We start from the raw sequence: 16,513 nt of genomic DNA, 5'->3' as shown, positions 1-16,513 counted from the left end.
ACCCAAAGCGCCACCTTCATGATCTGACCCCTTATTCACGCCCGGCGGCGGTGCAAACCTGGAGCAGATCCCCTAACTCTTCCAGCTGTTGCGCCAGCTCCATGCTGAGCCAGACATAGCCGTAAATCGGCGCTTCGCCGTGCTGGCCGAGGCTAACCTCCTGCATCAGCGTTTTCAGCTCGCCGGCGATCTCCGCCAACTGCCCCGCCGCCGCCTGCCGCTGCGCCTGAGGCCCTTCGCGCATCAGCAGCGCCAGCGATTCCAGCGAGCTCAACGTCAGCAATTGGGTGCTGCGCAGCGTGCGGGCGTTCAGCATGATGAAGTGCGTTTCGCGCGAGGCCCAGTAGGCGTCGGCCATCAGTTCCAGCGTGCACACCAGATTGCGGCTGAGGGTTTGCACCGCTTCGAACACCGTTTTGGGAATGCGGGTCTCCTTGCTGGCGGGCACGATCAGGCTGCGCAGCTTCACCACCTGATTCAACAAATCCTTGAGCTGCGGCTCCAGCCGCGGCCGCTCAATGACGTTCGGTGAAAAATAGGCGCCGTAGATGCGGGCGGCGGTTTGCAGGCAGTCCGCCATTTGCATGCGCCACAGAATGTAGGCGCGTTGCGGGTAGATGCTGGTAAACAGCAGCGCCAGCAGCGAACCGAAGATCACGTCGCCGCTGCGCCACAGCGCGGTGTGCATGTCGCCGGCGCCCGCGCCGCACACCACCGCCAGCGTGATCCCCACCAATAGCGCCATATACGGCCGTTTGCCGAGCGTCAGGTAACCGCAGACGAACATCACCACGCCGCACCATGCCAGCATCAGCGGCAGCGAATAGAGCTCGAGGTAGAGGGCGATCAGGCCGGAAACGGCGCCGAACACCGTACCGGCGATACGTTGCAGCGCCCGCTGCAGCACGTTGCCCCAAAACGAGATCGGCCCCATCACCACCACCAGGGTGATCAACGGCCAGGTGCCTTCAGGCACCGCCAGCAGGCGGATCAGCAGAAAAGTCAGGATAAACGCCAGCCCGATGCGCACGCCGTGGACGACGCGATAATGGCGATAGGTCAGCAGCTCAAGGGAAGAGATTTTTCGATCGAGGCGCACGATGCCTCCGATAAGTACCAGCCAGGCCGCTATTTTAACGGAGGAAGCGCGACAAGGAAAAGGCGAATGAGGCGTCCCTCATTCGCACTCAGGCTCAGGCGACGTATTTGTCGACCAGCGCGCGCAGAACGGCGGCGGTCTCCACATCCATCACGCCGTCATACTTCTGCTGACGGAAGTGCAGCTGGAACGCGCGCACCAGCTGGCGATAGCCTTCTGCGGTGTTCGCCGCCGAGGTGTCGTAGCCGTATTGGGCGAACAGTTTCAACAGCTCGGCCTGCGCCGGCAGCCCCTGGCTGCAATATTCCTGCTGGCGCTGCTGCTTGGTCGCTTCGTCATACCAGGCGCCGACGCCGGCCTGATACAGCTGCTGCCACGGGAACTGCGGGCCCGGATCGCTCTTGCGGCCCGGCGCGATGTCGGAGTGCGCCACCACGTTCACCGGCGAGATGTCCGGATAACGCTGCAGGATGTTCTGCGCCAGCTGGGTGACCGCCTCGATCTGCTGCGGGTTGAACGGCGGGAAGGTGATGTTCCCACCGTCGCCGCTCGCCAGGTTAACGATCTCGATGCCGATCGAGGTGTCGTTGATGTTGCTGCGGGTGCCCCACTGGCTGGTACCGGCATGCCAGGCGCGTTCGTTCTCGTCCACCAGGTTGAAAATGCGCACGCCGTTGAAGCCGGCGGCCTGATAGGTGGCCTCGGTCGGATCCGGCACCAAATAGTGCGCGCTGACCGATTTTCCGGTCAATGACTTCACCGAGTCGGCGAAGTTTTGCGCCGTGTAGTGCAGCACCAGAAAGCGCACGCGGTGGCCGAAGCTGGCGACCGATCGGTAGCTATTGTAATCAATCTTGTACATCGTAAAGTCCCTCTCTCGTTTGATTTCACTGAGCGGCCCCTCATCATGACAGGCCGCCCCGCACAGGTGAACCTTCGGCTCACCCTTTCTGTTTTAGCTAATTGCTAAATCATGCGCAAGTGTTTTTTAGCAAAACCGTTATTTACCTTTTTGCTAAAGAGTGCGATCATCAAACGATGGAAACTAAAGAAATCAGGCGCAACAATCTGCGCGAATTGATGGCCCGCTACGCCCGGCAAGGCGTCAACCAGAATGAGTTCGCCACGCTGGTTGAATCTTCCGCGCCAACGCTGAGCCAAATCATCGGGGAAAAATCCTCCCGCAATCTTGGCGACAATCTGGCCAGGCGGATCGAGGCCAGGCTGAATTTGCCTAAAGGCTGGTTCGACGTATTTCATGAAAAGCAGCTGGTGCGCCCGTTTGACAACGTGGCGGCGGAGTCGGACTTCCAACCCGCCCGTTTGAAACCGGTGGTATGGGAAGATACCGAACAAGACAAGGAAGAGTTTGTGGAGATCCCGCTGCTGGATATCGATTTTTCCGCCGGCGACGGCTGCTACGAAATCGTCGATCGCGAGGAGTTCTCGCTGATCTTTCGCCGTTACTATCTGCACAAGATGGGGGTAGCGGTCAACGCCGCGCGCATCATCCGCATCTCCGGCTCCAGCATGGAGCCGCGCCTGCAGGATGGCGACGTGGTCGGCATCAACACCGACGACACGCGCATTCGCGAAGGCAAGACCTACGCCATCCGCCACGGCAATTTGCTGCGGGTGAAGGTGCTGATCGAACAGCCGGACGGCGGCGTTATCATCCGCTCCCTCAACCGGGAAGAGTACCAGGACGAGCATCTCAGCTATCAGCAGCGCAAAGAGCAACTGGTGGTGCTCGGCCGCGTCTTCTGGTCGTCTTCGTCCTGGTAACGGACGACAACGTCGGGCGCCCGTTGCGCCCGGCGGTTACTTGAAGTCCACCACCATCTGCTGCTGGATAGACAATCCGCGGGTCGACTGCACGCAACCGGCGATGTAGTCGGTGAAACGCGGCGGTTTCGGCATGCCCAGCTTGAGGATCTTCTCGTTGCTGAAACGCACGTTGAGCATGGCGAACGATCCGTACAGGCGCATCGCCTTCAGCATCAGCCGCTCGTTGCACGGGCCGAAAATGTCTTTCAGCTGCCGGCGCATTTTCACCAGCGCGTCGTAGGTTACCTGCGCATACTCATCGCCCACCGGCGCTTTTTCCAGCGCCGCCGCCATGGCGTTGTCAATTTCGGCAAAGCTGACGCTGCTCTCTACGCCGGCGGAGATGTGATAAACGTCGTTCTCCAGCGTTTCGCTGTTCATCAGCATCACCAGCGCATCCGCACAGTAGTCCGCCGGGATCACGTCGATATTGTCCTGCAGCGAGCACATGAACTTGCGCAGCATCAGCGCCATGCCGAATACCCAGAAAATGCTGCTGGAAGGCTGACAGCCCAGGCGAGTGTGCCCCACCACGATCGACGGACGCGCGATGGTCAGCGGCATTTGCGGGCAGCGTTGGCGCATCAGCTGTTCGATGGTGGATTTGGAACGCGTATATTCCACCAGGTGCTCGGCGTCCTCCTCAAACTCGCCGCTCTCCGCCACCAGCGAACCCGGTTCCGGCGAACAGGACATGGCGGTGCCGACGTGCAGGAAACGTTTTAACCCCGGCACCTGCGCCATTCTTTCGGCAAAGGCCAGGGTGCCTTCCACGTTTACCTTCCAAATGAGCGGGTTATTACCAAATGATGCAACGGCCGCACAGTTAATAACGTGCGTGACATTGTTAATGCGTGCGTCAGTTAAAAACTCGGCCGGCTCGGAAAGATCGCCCAACAATATATTTTCTATCGTGATTTTAGAAAGCAGGTTCGCGTCGATATTAAACTTTTCCATATTCGCGCGAATACGGGCCAGCCCTTGCTGCGCATCATCGGCGCGCACCAGTAAAAGATAATTAATAGACTGATTTTCAATCAATAATTTTTCGAGAACTGCACCACCGAGAAAGCCGGTAGCGCCGGTCAACAGTAGCGTTTTCATAATTGTCACCCACATTGGTATTGAATGTGGAAGATTGTATCTGCGGATAATTAAACAAATATTAAATAGAATTACGGCACCCTGACTCACTCTTCTTAATATTATCTTAAGGAATCTTTTGAAACATCCGTCATGGATTTAGTAACAAAAGAGTCGGGCAACCATTGCGATTAATCCCTACTGTTTAAATACCATTGATGCAGCCCCTGATTTAATTTAACGGTCAATGTTATTTCTCTTCTCGTCCGTGGAGGACTTATGACCTATAACCAAAAAGCCTGGTTGGGGGTTTTACTGCTGTGCACCCTGTTTTGGGTGGCGGTGATCGGCGGCGCCTGTTCGCTGTATAACCGGACTGAGCGGCTCGGCGCGCACCACCCGGAGAGCGAGTTCGCCGCTCGCCACAGCGTGGCCCCTTGCCAGCAACCCAACGCCCAGGTGCTGACCGCCCCCCGGAATGGGTAGGGACAATATCCGCTAACGATCCTATTATGCCCTAAGGTTAACAGGGAGATAACGATGGCTCGAAAGCTGGATAGCTTACCGCAAGCGCAACGTGAACAGATAGAAACCGATTTGCTGGCCATCAGCGTGATCTACAACGAACGCTACGGCATCGCTTCGACCCAGGCGGAAACCGAACAACAGATCCCCGACCACCTGCTCCCCTACTTTCATCAACGGCTGGATTACTATCGTCGTGCGTAATTGCGCGCATTTCGCTAACCGCCGCTTGGCATCGCTCCCCACGCCGTTACAATAGGAGCATATTGTATCCGCCACTGAAGAGACGCGATTTTGAGCAGCAAGGCAACGGCCACATTTTACATTCACGATTACGAAACCTTCGGCAAGAGCCCGTCGCTGGACCGCCCGGCGCAGTTCGCCGGCGTGCGCACCGATATGGATTTCAACATTATCGAAGAGCCGCTGGTCATCTACTGCGCCCCGGCCGACGACTACCTGCCGGAACCCGAGGCGGTGATGATCACCGGCATCACCCCGCAGGTGGCGCGCGCCAAAGGCGTTAACGAGGCCGAGTTCACCCGTCAAATTCATCAGGCCTTCAGCGTGGCCGGCACCTGTATTCTCGGTTACAACAACATCCGCTTCGATGACGAAGTCAGCCGCAATATCTTCTACCGCAACTTCTACGATCCCTATGCCTACAGCTGGCAAAACGGTAACTCGCGCTGGGATCTGCTGGATGTGATGCGCGCCTGCTACGCCCTGCGCCCGGATGGCATCGTCTGGCCGGAAAATGAAGACGGCTTCCCCAGCTTCCGCCTCGAACACCTGACGCGCGCCAACGGCGTCGAGCACACGCAGGCTCACGACGCGATGTCGGACGTTTACGCCACCATCGCCATGGCCAAGCTGGTCAAGCAGGCGCAGCCGCGGCTGTTCGATTTCCTGTTGCAGCACCGCAACAAGCACAAGCTGAACGCTCTGATCGACGTTGCCGACATGACGCCGCTGGTGCATGTCTCCGGTATGTTCGGCGCGGCGCGCGGCAACACCAGCTGGGTGTCGCCGCTGGCCTGGCATCCGGACAACAAGAATGCGGTGATCATGTGCGATCTGGCCGGCGATATGACGCCACTGCTGACGCTGAGCGCCGAGCAACTGCGGGAAAGGCTGTACACCCGCCGCGACGATCTGGCACCGGATCAGGCGCCGGTGCCGATCAAGCTGGTGCACATCAACAAATGCCCGGTGCTGGCGCCGGCCAAAACCCTGCTGCCGGAGAACGCCGAGCGGCTGGGCATCGATCGCCAGGCCTGCCTGCAAAACCTGCAGCTGCTGAAACAGCACCCGGAAGTGCGCGAGAAAGTGGTGGCGCTGTTCGCCGAAGCCGAGCCGTTCAAGGGCTCCGACGACGTCGACGCCCGGTTGTATGACGGCTTCTTCAGCGACGCCGACAAGGCGGCGATGAAGATTATCCAGCAGACCAAACCGCAAAACCTGCCGGCGCTGGATTTGGCCTTCAACGACGGCCGCATGAAAGAGCTGCTGTTCCGTTTCCGCGCGCGCAACTACCCGAATACGCTGGACGACGCCGAACAGCGCCGCTGGCTGCAGCACCGTCAGGAAGCCTTGAGCGCGGAGCGCGTGCAAAGTTACCTGCTGCAGTTGGAATCGCTGTATAACCTGCACGAAGGCGACAAAGAGAAAACCGCCCTGCTGAAAGCGCTGTTCGATTACGGCAAAGAATTGGTGGGGTAACCCCGCAGCAGCAGAAAAGAAAAAGGCCGCGAATGCGGCCTTTTTTGTGGCTGAGGAAACGGCTCGCGCTTAGGCGGCGTCTTCGCTCGCTTGCGGCACCGGCAGGCGGAAGCTGCGGGTAACGACGGCCAGGTAGATCAGACCGATGGTCGCCCAAACCAGGCCCAGCGTCATCGAGCTGGCTTCCAGGTTGATCCACAGCGCGCCGACGGTCAGTGCGCCCATCACCGGCAGGATCAGGTAGTTGAACGTGTCCTTCACGGTGCGGTTCATCTTGTCGCGAATATAGAACTGCGAGATCACCGACAGGTTGACGAAGGTGAAGGCCACCAGCGCACCGAAGTTGATCAGCGCGGTCGCGGTCACCAGGTCAAACGACACCGCGGACAGCGCGATGGCGCCAACCAGCAGCACGTTCAGCGCCGGGGTACGCCACTTCGGATGCACATAGCCGAAGAAGCGGGTCGGGAACACGCCGTCGCGGCCCATCACGTACATCAGACGCGAAACGCCCGCGTGCGCCGCCATGCCTGACGCCAATACCGTCACGCAAGAGAACACCAGGATCACCGACTGGAAGAACTTGCCCGCCACGTACAGCATGATTTCAGGCTGCGACGCGTCAGGATCCTTGAAGCGCGAGATGTCCGGGAAGTACAGCTGCACGAAGTAAGACACCACGATAAAGATGATGCCGCCGATCAGCGCCGTCAGGAAGATGGCTTTCGGGATCACTTTTTCCGCGTCTTTGGTCTCTTCGGACAGCGAGCTGATGCCGTCGAAGCCCAGGAACGAGAAGCACAGGATGGTCGCGCCGGTAATCATCGGCACCACGTGTGCGTTATCGGACCAGAACGGACGGCTGCTGACCAGCGTACCGGCGCCTTCGCCGTGGTAGATGCCGTTGATCACCAGGCCGAGGAACACGATCATGATCGCCACCTGCACCACCACGATGATGGAGTTCAGGTTGGCCACCAGCTTGATGCCGCGCAGGTTGAAAATCGTCATCAACCCGACCAGCACCGCCACGAAGATCCAGGACGGAACGCCCGGGAAGATCGCTTCCAGGTAAATCTTGGCCAGCAAAATGTTGATCATCGGCATGAACAGGTAGTCCAGCAGCGATGACCAGCCCACCATAAAGCCGACGTGCGGGCTGATGGCTTTCTGGGCGTAGGTGTAGGCAGAACCGGCGGAAGGGAATTTCTTCACCAGTTTGCCGTAGCTCAGGGCGGTAAACAGGATCGCCAGCAGAGCGAAGGCGTACGCGGTCGCGACGTGACCATCGGTCAGGCCGGATACGATGCCGAAGGTATCGAAAATGGTCATTGGCTGCAGATAAGCCAGGCCCATCATCACTACCGGAACTAAAGTCAGGGTTTTACGCAGCTGAGTGCGCTGAGCCGGAGCGGCGTTGATGGTGTTATCGGACATTGGTCAGCCCCCCCTTACCTTGAGCCTTGCGGATGGCGGACACGCCAAGACTTAAGGTTGCGGGGAAACTTCGCAACGAGCGACTTAATTCTAAAAGAAGGGGATTGTAAGCTGGATAACGGGTCGAGGTAACCTCGGCTGCTCCATAGTCGCTGCGGCCACAGCGGAAACCGGCGGGCACCGGTGCTAAAGTGAAAAATTGCCCCATCTTTCTAATCCTCATGAGTCACGACCATAAAGTTTTGTTTGATCGTGCACGAAACTATTTATCTATCCGGATCGGTGTCCGGCCTCGCTTGGTGTATGAAACGCTACGTTGGTAAAACTTAATGCAAAAAAAATAACCGACGCTTTCAAAACGTCGGCTATCTGCATTTGAGATATTTTGCACCAGAATGCCTCCGGATGACAAGATCCGGAAACCCTCAAATACAAATTCTTTTTGTCGATCGAACGGAAAACCAGCCCGGCAGGCGAATTAATCCGCTACCGGCAGGCTGGTCGCCCGCACATACCTCTTACTTTATACGCCTATTCAGGCATTTTTCAACATCCAGTCGATCTCGGTCTCCGTCACTCGCCGTTCAAACTGCAGCAGCTCGTCGGTCTTGCAGGCGTGGTAGACGTGGGTGAAGCGCTCGCCGAGATAGTGCGTCAGCGCGCGCTGGTGTTCAAACTCGTACAGCGCGTCGCTCTGACGTATCGGCAGCGGCAGCCCCTCTTGCTCCAGCCCGTTGCCGGTTACCGGTGCAGGCAACGGCAACGCGGTGTCCAGCCCATACAGCATGCCGGCCAGGATCGCCGCCATTACCAGATACGGATTGGCGTCGGCGCCCGCCACGCGATACTCCACCCGGCGGTTCTCCGCCTCCCCGCAGGGAATGCGCAGCGCCACGGTGCGGTTGTTGTGGCCCCAGGAAGCCTGGATAGGCACATACATCCCCGGCTGGAAGCGCCGGTAGGCGTTGACGTTCGGCGCCAGCAGCGCCATCGACGCCGGCATCAGGGTGATCATCCCGGCCAGCGTCTGCTCCAACAGCGGCGAATCCTCGCCTTCGGCGTCGGCGAACAGGTTATTGCCGGCGCCGTCCTGCATGCTGACATGCACATGCATGCCGCTGCCGGCGTAATCCTCATAGGGTTTGGCCATAAAGGTGGCGTGCATGCCGTGATTCTCGGCCACCAGCCGCACCAGCCGTTTCAGCGCCAGCGCATGGTCGCAGGCCAGCAAGATATCGTCGGTATGCCGCAGGTTGACCTCAAACTGCCCCGGTGAGGCCTCCGCCACCGCGCCGTCCGCCGGCAGCCCCTGCAGCTTCGCCAGCGCGTCGATATCGTTCAGCACCTCGGCGAAATGGTTGAGGTTATCGACGGAATACACCTGGCTTTGGGTGTTGCGCTCCTGGGTGCCGGGCGCGCACGGCGGCTGCAGATCGCCTTCCGCGTCCCGCTGCCGATCGATGAGATAAAACTCCAGCTCTACCGCTGCCATCGGGAACAAGCCGCGCTGTCGCAGCGCCTGCCACACGCGATTCAGCACATTGCGGGGTTCAACGTCAAAGGGAGTGCCATCTTCGTCCAGCATGGTCAGCAGCACCTGGCCGATGTGCTCAGGATCGGCGGCCGAGGGGGTCAGCGAGCCCGGCACCGGCAGGCACACGCGGTCCGGTTCGCCGAGCTCCTGCCCAAGACCGGTCTCCTCCACCACGTTGCCGAGGATGTCCATAGCGAACACCGACGCGGGGAAGTAGCTGCCTTTTTCCAGTTTTTTCAACCCTGAGACGGGTATGCGTTTGCCGCGGAAGGAACCATTAAGATCGGTGAGAAGGATATCGACATACTGCGTGGCGGGATGGCGTTCCAAATAATGAGCGACCTCATTTTGGAACGCGCTACTTCGCCTCTCTTCATGATGCTGTGCAAAATGTTCAACTGCTGCGCTATTGGTTTGCATACGTCACCCGCCATTATGCTCTGAAGGCGCGCTGGCGCCCGTCCGCCGTTCGATTCAACACATGATAGGATTTCTCGCCAGGCCGCGCCGCTGCTGGGCGCTCAAAATAACATCCACAATATGAAACATAGCCTTAACAGAATTGGTTTGCAAATGTTACAATCCTGTTTGATTATTCGCCGCCGGCTGCTAAATTGATAAAATATTGACCGAAAAGGCCTTGCCGCCATTTTCACGTCAACTATTTTGTCCGCCGCGCTGAAGGTGAGCATGGGCAATATATTTTCCAAACTCGCCCTAACTACCGATATCATGCAGCATCGTTATCGCCCAGACAGGCGCCCGATACCGATATTCATTTCTGCCTGTCGCCCCTACCAGAAGGAAGTACCGCTATGAGCGAAGCCAGCTTGGCACCGGGCAAGCGCCTGTCGCAGATCCGTCAGCAATTGGGTTTGTCGCAGCGCCGGGTCGCCGAACTGTCCGGGTTAACCCACAGTGCGATCAGCACCATCGAACAGGACAAGGTCAGCCCGGCCATCAGCACGCTGCAAAAGCTGCTGAAGGTCTATGGTCTGTCGCTGTCGGAATTCTTTGCCGAACCGGAAGCCGCCGACGAGCCGCGCGTGGTGATCGACGCCGAGGACCTGATTGAGATCGGCAGCCAGGGGGTGTCGATGAAACTGGTGCATAACGGCAGCCCGACGCGCAACCTGGCGATGATGCTGGAAACCTACCAGCCCGGCACCACCACCGGCGAAAAGATCAAGCATCAGGGAGAAGAGATCGGCACCCTGCTGGAAGGCGAAATCGTGCTGACCATCAACGGCCAGAGCTACTGCCTGAGCGCCGGCCAGAGTTACGCCATCAACACCGGCATCCCGCACAGCTTCAGCAATACGTCGGCGCGCATCTGCCGCATCGTCAGCGCACACACCCCCACCACCTTCTGACCGCTTCTCGCACCGGCGCAGCCTGACGCGGGTTGCGCCCCAGCCCGCCAACGCTTTTTTCATCTCCGTTATGCCATTTTGTTGGTTGCCAACGGCGCAATCTGTGTTACAACAGAACAAAACAGCCATCTAAACATCTAAACGGCCTTAATACCCTATGTCAACCGCAACGCCTTCACGCCTCGAGATGCGCAATATCTCGATCGCCTTCGCCGGCTTTAACGCGCTGCAAGACGTGGACTTCACGCTGCAGGGCGGCTCAATCCATGCGCTGGTCGGCGCCAACGGCGCAGGCAAGTCGACGCTGATGGCGATCCTCTCCGGCGCCCACGATCATTATCGCGGCGAAATCCTGATCGACGGCCAGGCGGTGGCGATCCACTCTCCGCTGCAGGCGCGCCGCCACGGCATTCACGTGGTGCAGCAAGAGGTCGACGTCGCGCTGATCCCCACGCTGTCGGTGGCGGAGAACATCATGCTGGACTGGCTGAACGAGCCGGGGCATTGGCTGAACTGGGCGGAGCTGCACCGCCGCGCCGCGCAGCTGTTGCAGCAATGGGCGCTGCCGCTCAACCCGCGCAAACGCCTGGCAGACTGTACGCTGGCGGAAAAACAGCAGGTGCTGCTGGCGCGCGCGCTGTCACACCGCTGCCGTTTTCTGGTGCTCGACGAGCCGACCGCGCCGCTCGATCGCGCCGAGAGCGAGCGCCTGTTTAACGTGGTGCGCCGCCTGCAATCCGAAGGTATCGGCATCGTGTTCATTTCCCACCGCATCCACGAACTGAGCGACATTTGCGATCGGCTGACGGTGCTGCGCGACGGCCGCCGCGTCAGCGAAGACGCCATGCGCGGGCTGAGCGGCGAACAGATCGTCGAAAAGATGCTCGGCCATCGGCTGGACGACATTTTCCCGCCGCCGCGCCCGCCGCACCCTGAGCGAACGCTGCTGCAGGTGCAAGGCTTACGCGATCGCCACAAGCTGCGCGACGTTTCGCTGCGGCTGCATGAAGGCGAGATCCTCGGCATCGCCGGGCTGGCCGGATCGGGCAAAACCGAGCTGTGCAAAGCGCTGTTCGGCGCCAGCGCCGTGCAGCTCGAGCGCGGCGAACTGCGCGGGCAACCCTGGGCGCCGCGCGCGCCGCATCTGTCGGTCGAACAGGGATTGGCGCTGGTGCCGGAAGAGCGCCGCAAAGAAGGCATTTTTATCGATGAGGCGATCCCGATGAACCTGAGCGTCAGCGCCGACGACAGCTTCTCGCGCTGGAGCCTGTTCAGCCGGCGACAGGAACTGCGCTGGGCGCGCGAGATCATGCAGCGCCTGAACATTCGCGCCTCCGGCCCGCAACAGCGGCTGGCGCGCCTGTCCGGCGGCAATCAACAAAAAGTGGCGATCGGCAAATGGCTACGCGGCGACGCCGAGGTGCTGATCTTCGATGAGCCGACCAAGGGCGTGGACATCAAGGCCAAGCGGGAACTGTTCAGCCTGATCGACGGCCTGGCGCGCGCCGGCAAAGGCGTGATTTACGCCTCCGGCGAGTTTGCCGAACTGGTTGGCCTGTGCGATCGCATCTGCGTGCTGTGGGACGGCCGCATCGTGGCGGAGCTGCACGCCGCCGACATCGACGAAGAAACCTTATTGCTCTATTCCACCGGAGGAACCCCTGCGTGAGTAAAGAATTTGCCCTGCGGCCAGCGCTGCCCTGGCGTCAACAGCTGTTCGATTTCCTCTACAAATGGGGCATGCTGCTGACCGTCGCGGCGCTGATCGCCCTGTTCGGCCTGGCGTCGGACAACTTTCTCGACGCCAACAACATCATCAATATCCTGCGTTCGATCGCCATCGTGACGGTGATCGCCATCGGCGTCTCTCTCTCGCTGTCGGTCGGCGGTTTCGATCTGTCGGTCGGTTCGACCGCCTCGTTGGCCAACGCGCTGGTGATTTCGCTGTTCGTCTGGCACGGGTTCGACACCACCGGCGCCATTGTGGTGACGCTGTTGCTGTGCACGCTGGTCGGCCTGTTCAACGCCCTGCTGATTGTGGTGTTCAGAATTCCCGATATGCTGGCGACGCTGGCCAGCCTGTTCGTGATCCAGGGCGTGGCGATGACCTACAGCTACGGCGGCTCCATCACCCAAAACATGGTGCTGCCGAACGGCGACATGGCGGAAGGCCTGATCCCGGAGATGTTTTCCGCCCTCGGTCAGGTGCCGGTGATCGTGCTGATCATGCTGGCGGTCACCGTGGCGGTGCAGCTGTTCCTGTCGCTGACCAAGCACGGCCGCCGCATGTATGCCATCGGCGGCAACCCCGAGGCTGCGCGCCTGTCGGGCATTCGCACCGTACGTTACAGGGTGGCCGCTTACGTCATTTCTTCTTGGCTGGCGGCGCTTGGCGGCATCCTGTTGGCGTCACGTATCGGTTCTTCGCAGGTCAACGCCGGCGGCGGCTATCTGATGGATGCGGTGGCGGCGGCCTACATCGGCTTCTCGCTGGCCGGCTCCGGCAAACCCAATGCGCTCGGCACCCTGATCGGCGCGGTGATCCTCGGCGTGCTGCAAAACGGCCTGGTGATGCTCTCGGTGCCCTACTACGCCATGGACATTATCAAAGGCCTGGTGTTGGCGCTGGCGCTGGCCATCACCTATATCCAGAAACGCTGATCCTCTCCGGCGCACGTCCGCTGCGCCGCTTTTCCCTTTAATTCATCCGGTTACTCTTTCCCGTCAGAATAACAAGCATACAAATGATATGAATTATCATTAGCGTTTACATTCAGTAAAAAATCCTTACAATGGCCTCACGCAACGCTGACGAAGCGACGGATTTCTCAGCGAACGATGAATTATTTCATTAGAAATTCAATTGGTTAATTACTTTCACTTCAATCCAGGAAAGGTTTACCTCATGGAAACGCCACGTTACAGCAAGCTCGCCGCTCTGGTGATCGCCTCACTCAGCGCCACCGCCGCACTGGCCGCGCCGCAGGACGATACCCAAGACACCATGGTCGTCACCGCCTCCGGCTTCCAGCAAAAAATTCAGGACTCCGCCGCCTCCATCTCGGTGATCCCGCGCCAGCAGATCGAAGATAAGGCCTATCGCGACGTGACCGACGCGCTGAAAGACGTGCCGGGCGTAGTAGTCACCGGCGGCGCCAGCAGCAGCGACATCAGCATTCGCGGCATGTCTTCCAAGTACACGCTGATCCTGGTGGACGGCAAGCGCGTCGACACCCGCAGCACCCGGCCGAACAGCGACAACGCCGGCATCGAACAGGGCTGGCTGCCGCCGCTGGAAGCCATCGAGCGCATCGAAGTGGTGCGCGGGCCGATGTCTTCACTGTACGGTTCCGACGCCATGGGCGGGGTGATCAACGTCATCACCCGAAAAACCTCCCGTACCGAGTGGAAAGGCTCGCTGCACGGTGACGCCACCCTTCAGGAAAACCGCGATTCCGGCGATCTGTTCCAGACCAACGCCTACGCCTCCGGCCCGCTGGTTGAAGGCCTGCTGGGCCTGCGGGTCAACGGCCTGCTGTCGCGCCGCGCGGAAGATAAAATCGTCAACGGTTACAACGAACAGCGCATGCGCAGCGGCACCGCGGTGTTCACCCTGACGCCGGACGAGAAAAACGAATTCGACTTCGAAATCGGCCGCTCGCTGCAGGACCGCAACAGCACGCCGGGCAAATCGGTGGTGGCGGAACGCTGCAGCAAAGGCAAATGCACCCCAACCGAAGTCAGCGAAAACCTGTATACGCGCACCAACTACGCGCTGACCCACAACGGCTATTACGATTTCGGCAACTCCACCAGCTACATTCAACGCGAAGAAACCGGTAATCCGGGCCGTAACATGAAGGCCTACAACACCATCTTCAACACCCAGAACCAGTTCGAACTGGGTTCCCATATGTTGAACCTTGGCGGACAGTATCGTTACGAGAAACTGGGCGATGGCGGTAACCAGCTTGAATCGGCTCAAGGCCTCAGCAAGCTGACACGCTGGAGCTGGGCATTGTTCGCTGAAGACGAATGGGCGCTGACCAACGACTTCAGCCTGACGACCGGCATCCGCATGGATCAGGACGAAAACTTCGGCAGCCACTGGACGCCACGCATGTACGGCGTCTGGCACCTGACCGAACAGTGGACGCTGAAAGGCGGCGTCTCCGCCGGTTACAAATCGCCGGATCTGCGCCAATCCTCCCCTAACTGGGGGCAGGTCACCGGCGGCGGCGTGCGTAAAGGCATCATCGTCGGCAACCCGGATCTGCAGCCAGAGAAGAGCCTGAGCGAAGAGATCGGCCTGATGTGGGATAGCCTGAAAGGCATCAACGCCGGCGTGACGGTCTTCAACACCGACTTTAAAGACAAAATCACCGAAGTGCGCCGCTGCGAAGACACGCCGGACTGTAAGATCGGTAACGATGTCTATGACTTTATCAGCGATCGCGTTAACGTCGACAAAGCCAATATGCGCGGCATAGAAGCCACCTTCGGCTGGCAGATCAACAAAGACTGGAAGTGGAACACCAACTACACCTACACCTCTTCCGAGCAGAAGAGCGGCGAGTTCCAGGGCAAGGCACTCAACCAGATGCCGAAGCACATGCTGAATACCGTGCTGGACTGGCGTGCCACGCAGGACCTCAGCCTGTGGTCGCGCGTTAACTTCCGCAGCAAAACCTCACAGTATCTGAGCCGCACCTCGATGGCGACCAGCACGCCGTCCTACACCTTCGTCGATGCGGGCCTGAGCTACCAGGCGGCGAAAAACCTGCAGCTGACCGGCGGGGTTTACAACATCCTCGACAAAACCGTGGATTACGATCACTTCCGCACTACGCTGGACGGCCGCCGTTATACCGTCGGCATGACCTACAACTTCTGATGCCCCCGGGCGCGCGCTGCGCGCCCTTTTCATTCCATCACCGTGAGGAAGCCCCATGAAATTACGCCGCTCCCCCCTGATGATCGCCCTGCTGGCCACGATGGCGCTGGCGGGTTGCCACAGCAAAACCGACGCGCCGGCGGCCCCGGCCACCGTCAATGTCCAGCACCTGAACGGCAGCACCGAGGTGAAAAAACACCCACAGCGCATCGTGGTGCTGGATTACGCCTCGCTGGAAACGCTGCAGCTGCTGGGCGTCGAGCCGCTGGCGCTGCCCGGCAACCGCAAGAACTTGCCGGATAACCTGAAGCGCTATCAGGACGACAAATACCTCAATGCCGGTACCCTGTTCGAGCCGGATATGGCCGTGCTGCGCGCCGCCAAACCGGATCTGATCCTGATCGCCGGCCGGGCGTCCAAGGCCTATGACGAGCTGAACGCGCTGGCGCCGACGTTGAACATGTCCGTCGATCCGCAGGATCAGTTGGGCAGCCTGAAACAGCGCACGCTGCAGTTGGGTGAGCTGTTCGATAAGCAGCAGCAGGCGCAGGCGGCGGTCGATAAGCTCGATGCGCAGATCGCCGCGGTCAAACCGCAGGCCGCCCAGGCCGGGCACGGACTGGTGGTGCTGTTCTCCGGGGGCAAGATCAGCGCTTACGCCCCCAAGAGCCGTTTCAGCTTCGTCTATGACGCCCTCGGCTTCTCGTCTGCGTTGCAGTCCGACGAGAAAGACGTGCGCGGCAACAAACTGACGCCTGAGCAGGTGGCCAAACTGAATCCGGACTGGCTGTTCGTTATCGACAGAGACGCCGCGACCGGGCGGCCGAACGCGGTGGCGCCGCAGAAGATCCTTACCGGCACCGCGCTGAAGAAAACCACGGCGGTGAAAAAAGGCCAGGTGGTTTACCTGCCGGCGGTCGAGGTCTATCTGTCCGGCGGCATCGTCACCGCCCAGCACGTTGTTGAACGCGTGAGCGAGGCGCTCAATCACACTGCACGATAAAAAAAGCCCGGCGATG

14 protein-coding genes are annotated in these 16,513 nt (G+C 59.7%); 9 read left to right on the top strand and 5 right to left on the bottom strand.

The features are described 5' to 3' along the window. Positions 1-31: 31 nt before the first annotated feature. Positions 32-1,099, bottom strand: a complete 1,068-nt coding sequence (locus tag ACRAWE_RS02980) for an FUSC family protein (RefSeq protein WP_019453595.1) — start codon at positions 1,097-1,099, stop codon at positions 32-34. A gap of 94 nt (positions 1,100-1,193) precedes the next feature. Next, the gene (locus ACRAWE_RS02975; protein ID WP_309530502.1) at positions 1,194-1,961 is read right to left on the bottom strand and encodes an N-acetylmuramoyl-L-alanine amidase; all 768 of its coding nucleotides are present in this window, start codon (positions 1,959-1,961) and stop codon (positions 1,194-1,196) included. Positions 1,962-2,137: 176 nt separating this feature from the next. Here ACRAWE_RS02975 and ACRAWE_RS02970 point away from each other — a divergent pair, with 176 nt between their 5' ends. Then, positions 2,138-2,884 (top strand): S24 family peptidase, encoded by a 747-nt coding sequence (locus tag ACRAWE_RS02970; protein WP_019453597.1) that lies wholly within the window; start codon positions 2,138-2,140, stop codon positions 2,882-2,884. A gap of 36 nt (positions 2,885-2,920) precedes the next feature. Here ACRAWE_RS02970 and ACRAWE_RS02965 read toward each other — a convergent pair whose 3' ends face one another. After that, positions 2,921-4,030 (bottom strand): SDR family oxidoreductase, encoded by a 1,110-nt coding sequence (locus tag ACRAWE_RS02965; RefSeq protein WP_197668043.1) that lies wholly within the window; start codon positions 4,028-4,030, stop codon positions 2,921-2,923. Between the two features lie 258 nt (positions 4,031-4,288). Here ACRAWE_RS02965 and ACRAWE_RS02960 point away from each other — a divergent pair, with 258 nt between their 5' ends. From ACRAWE_RS02960 to sbcB, 3 genes are all read left to right on the top strand, one after another. Continuing rightward, on the top strand, positions 4,289-4,495 hold the full coding sequence (locus tag ACRAWE_RS02960) for a hypothetical protein (RefSeq protein ID WP_432524725.1): 207 nt from the start codon (positions 4,289-4,291) through the stop codon (positions 4,493-4,495). Positions 4,496-4,549: 54 nt separating this feature from the next. Further along, on the top strand, positions 4,550-4,738 hold the full coding sequence (locus tag ACRAWE_RS02955; protein ID WP_019453600.1) for a DNA polymerase III subunit theta: 189 nt from the start codon (positions 4,550-4,552) through the stop codon (positions 4,736-4,738). A gap of 90 nt (positions 4,739-4,828) precedes the next feature. Continuing rightward, complete coding sequence (gene sbcB / locus ACRAWE_RS02950; RefSeq protein ID WP_019453601.1) at positions 4,829-6,256, top strand: exodeoxyribonuclease I; 1,428 nt, start codon at positions 4,829-4,831, stop codon at positions 6,254-6,256. Between the two features lie 69 nt (positions 6,257-6,325). On the opposite strand, the gene ACRAWE_RS02945 is transcribed toward sbcB, so the two are convergent. After that, positions 6,326-7,693: an APC family permease gene (locus ACRAWE_RS02945; protein WP_019453602.1), complete on the bottom strand. Its 1,368-nt coding sequence runs from the start codon at positions 7,691-7,693 to the stop codon at positions 6,326-6,328. 535 nt (positions 7,694-8,228) lie between these two features. Then, a complete protein-coding gene (locus tag ACRAWE_RS02940; RefSeq protein WP_211129741.1) occupies positions 8,229-9,647 on the bottom strand; it encodes a glutamine synthetase family protein in 1,419 nt (472 codons plus the stop codon). A gap of 395 nt (positions 9,648-10,042) precedes the next feature. Between ACRAWE_RS02940 and puuR the strand changes: the two genes are divergently transcribed. From puuR to ACRAWE_RS02915, 5 genes are all read left to right on the top strand, one after another. Beyond that, a complete protein-coding gene (gene puuR, locus ACRAWE_RS02935; RefSeq protein ID WP_055317221.1) occupies positions 10,043-10,600 on the top strand; it encodes an HTH-type transcriptional regulator PuuR in 558 nt (185 codons plus the stop codon). A 157-nt stretch (positions 10,601-10,757) separates the two neighbouring features. Further along, positions 10,758-12,269 (top strand): sugar ABC transporter ATP-binding protein, encoded by a 1,512-nt coding sequence (locus ACRAWE_RS02930; RefSeq protein WP_432524721.1) that lies wholly within the window; start codon positions 10,758-10,760, stop codon positions 12,267-12,269. Then, entirely contained in the window at positions 12,266-13,261 is a 996-nt protein-coding gene (locus tag ACRAWE_RS02925; protein ID WP_432524719.1) for an ABC transporter permease, read from the top strand. The genes ACRAWE_RS02930 and ACRAWE_RS02925 overlap by 4 nt, the downstream gene beginning before the upstream one ends. A 244-nt stretch (positions 13,262-13,505) precedes the next feature. After that, positions 13,506-15,494, top strand: coding sequence for a ligand-gated channel protein (locus ACRAWE_RS02920; RefSeq protein ID WP_063919731.1), 1,989 nt, complete (start codon positions 13,506-13,508; stop codon positions 15,492-15,494). A gap of 55 nt (positions 15,495-15,549) precedes the next feature. Further along, on the top strand, positions 15,550-16,497 hold the full coding sequence (locus ACRAWE_RS02915) for a siderophore ABC transporter substrate-binding protein (RefSeq protein ID WP_432524716.1): 948 nt from the start codon (positions 15,550-15,552) through the stop codon (positions 16,495-16,497). The last annotated feature ends 16 nt before the right edge of the window (positions 16,498-16,513 follow it).

This window comes from Serratia sp. BFP-2025 (assembly GCF_050880365.1).
Classification (GTDB): domain Bacteria; phylum Pseudomonadota; class Gammaproteobacteria; order Enterobacterales; family Enterobacteriaceae; genus Serratia; species Serratia surfactantfaciens.
The sequence above is the reverse complement of the archived record's forward strand: the minus strand, read 5'-3'. Positions and strand labels throughout refer to the sequence as shown.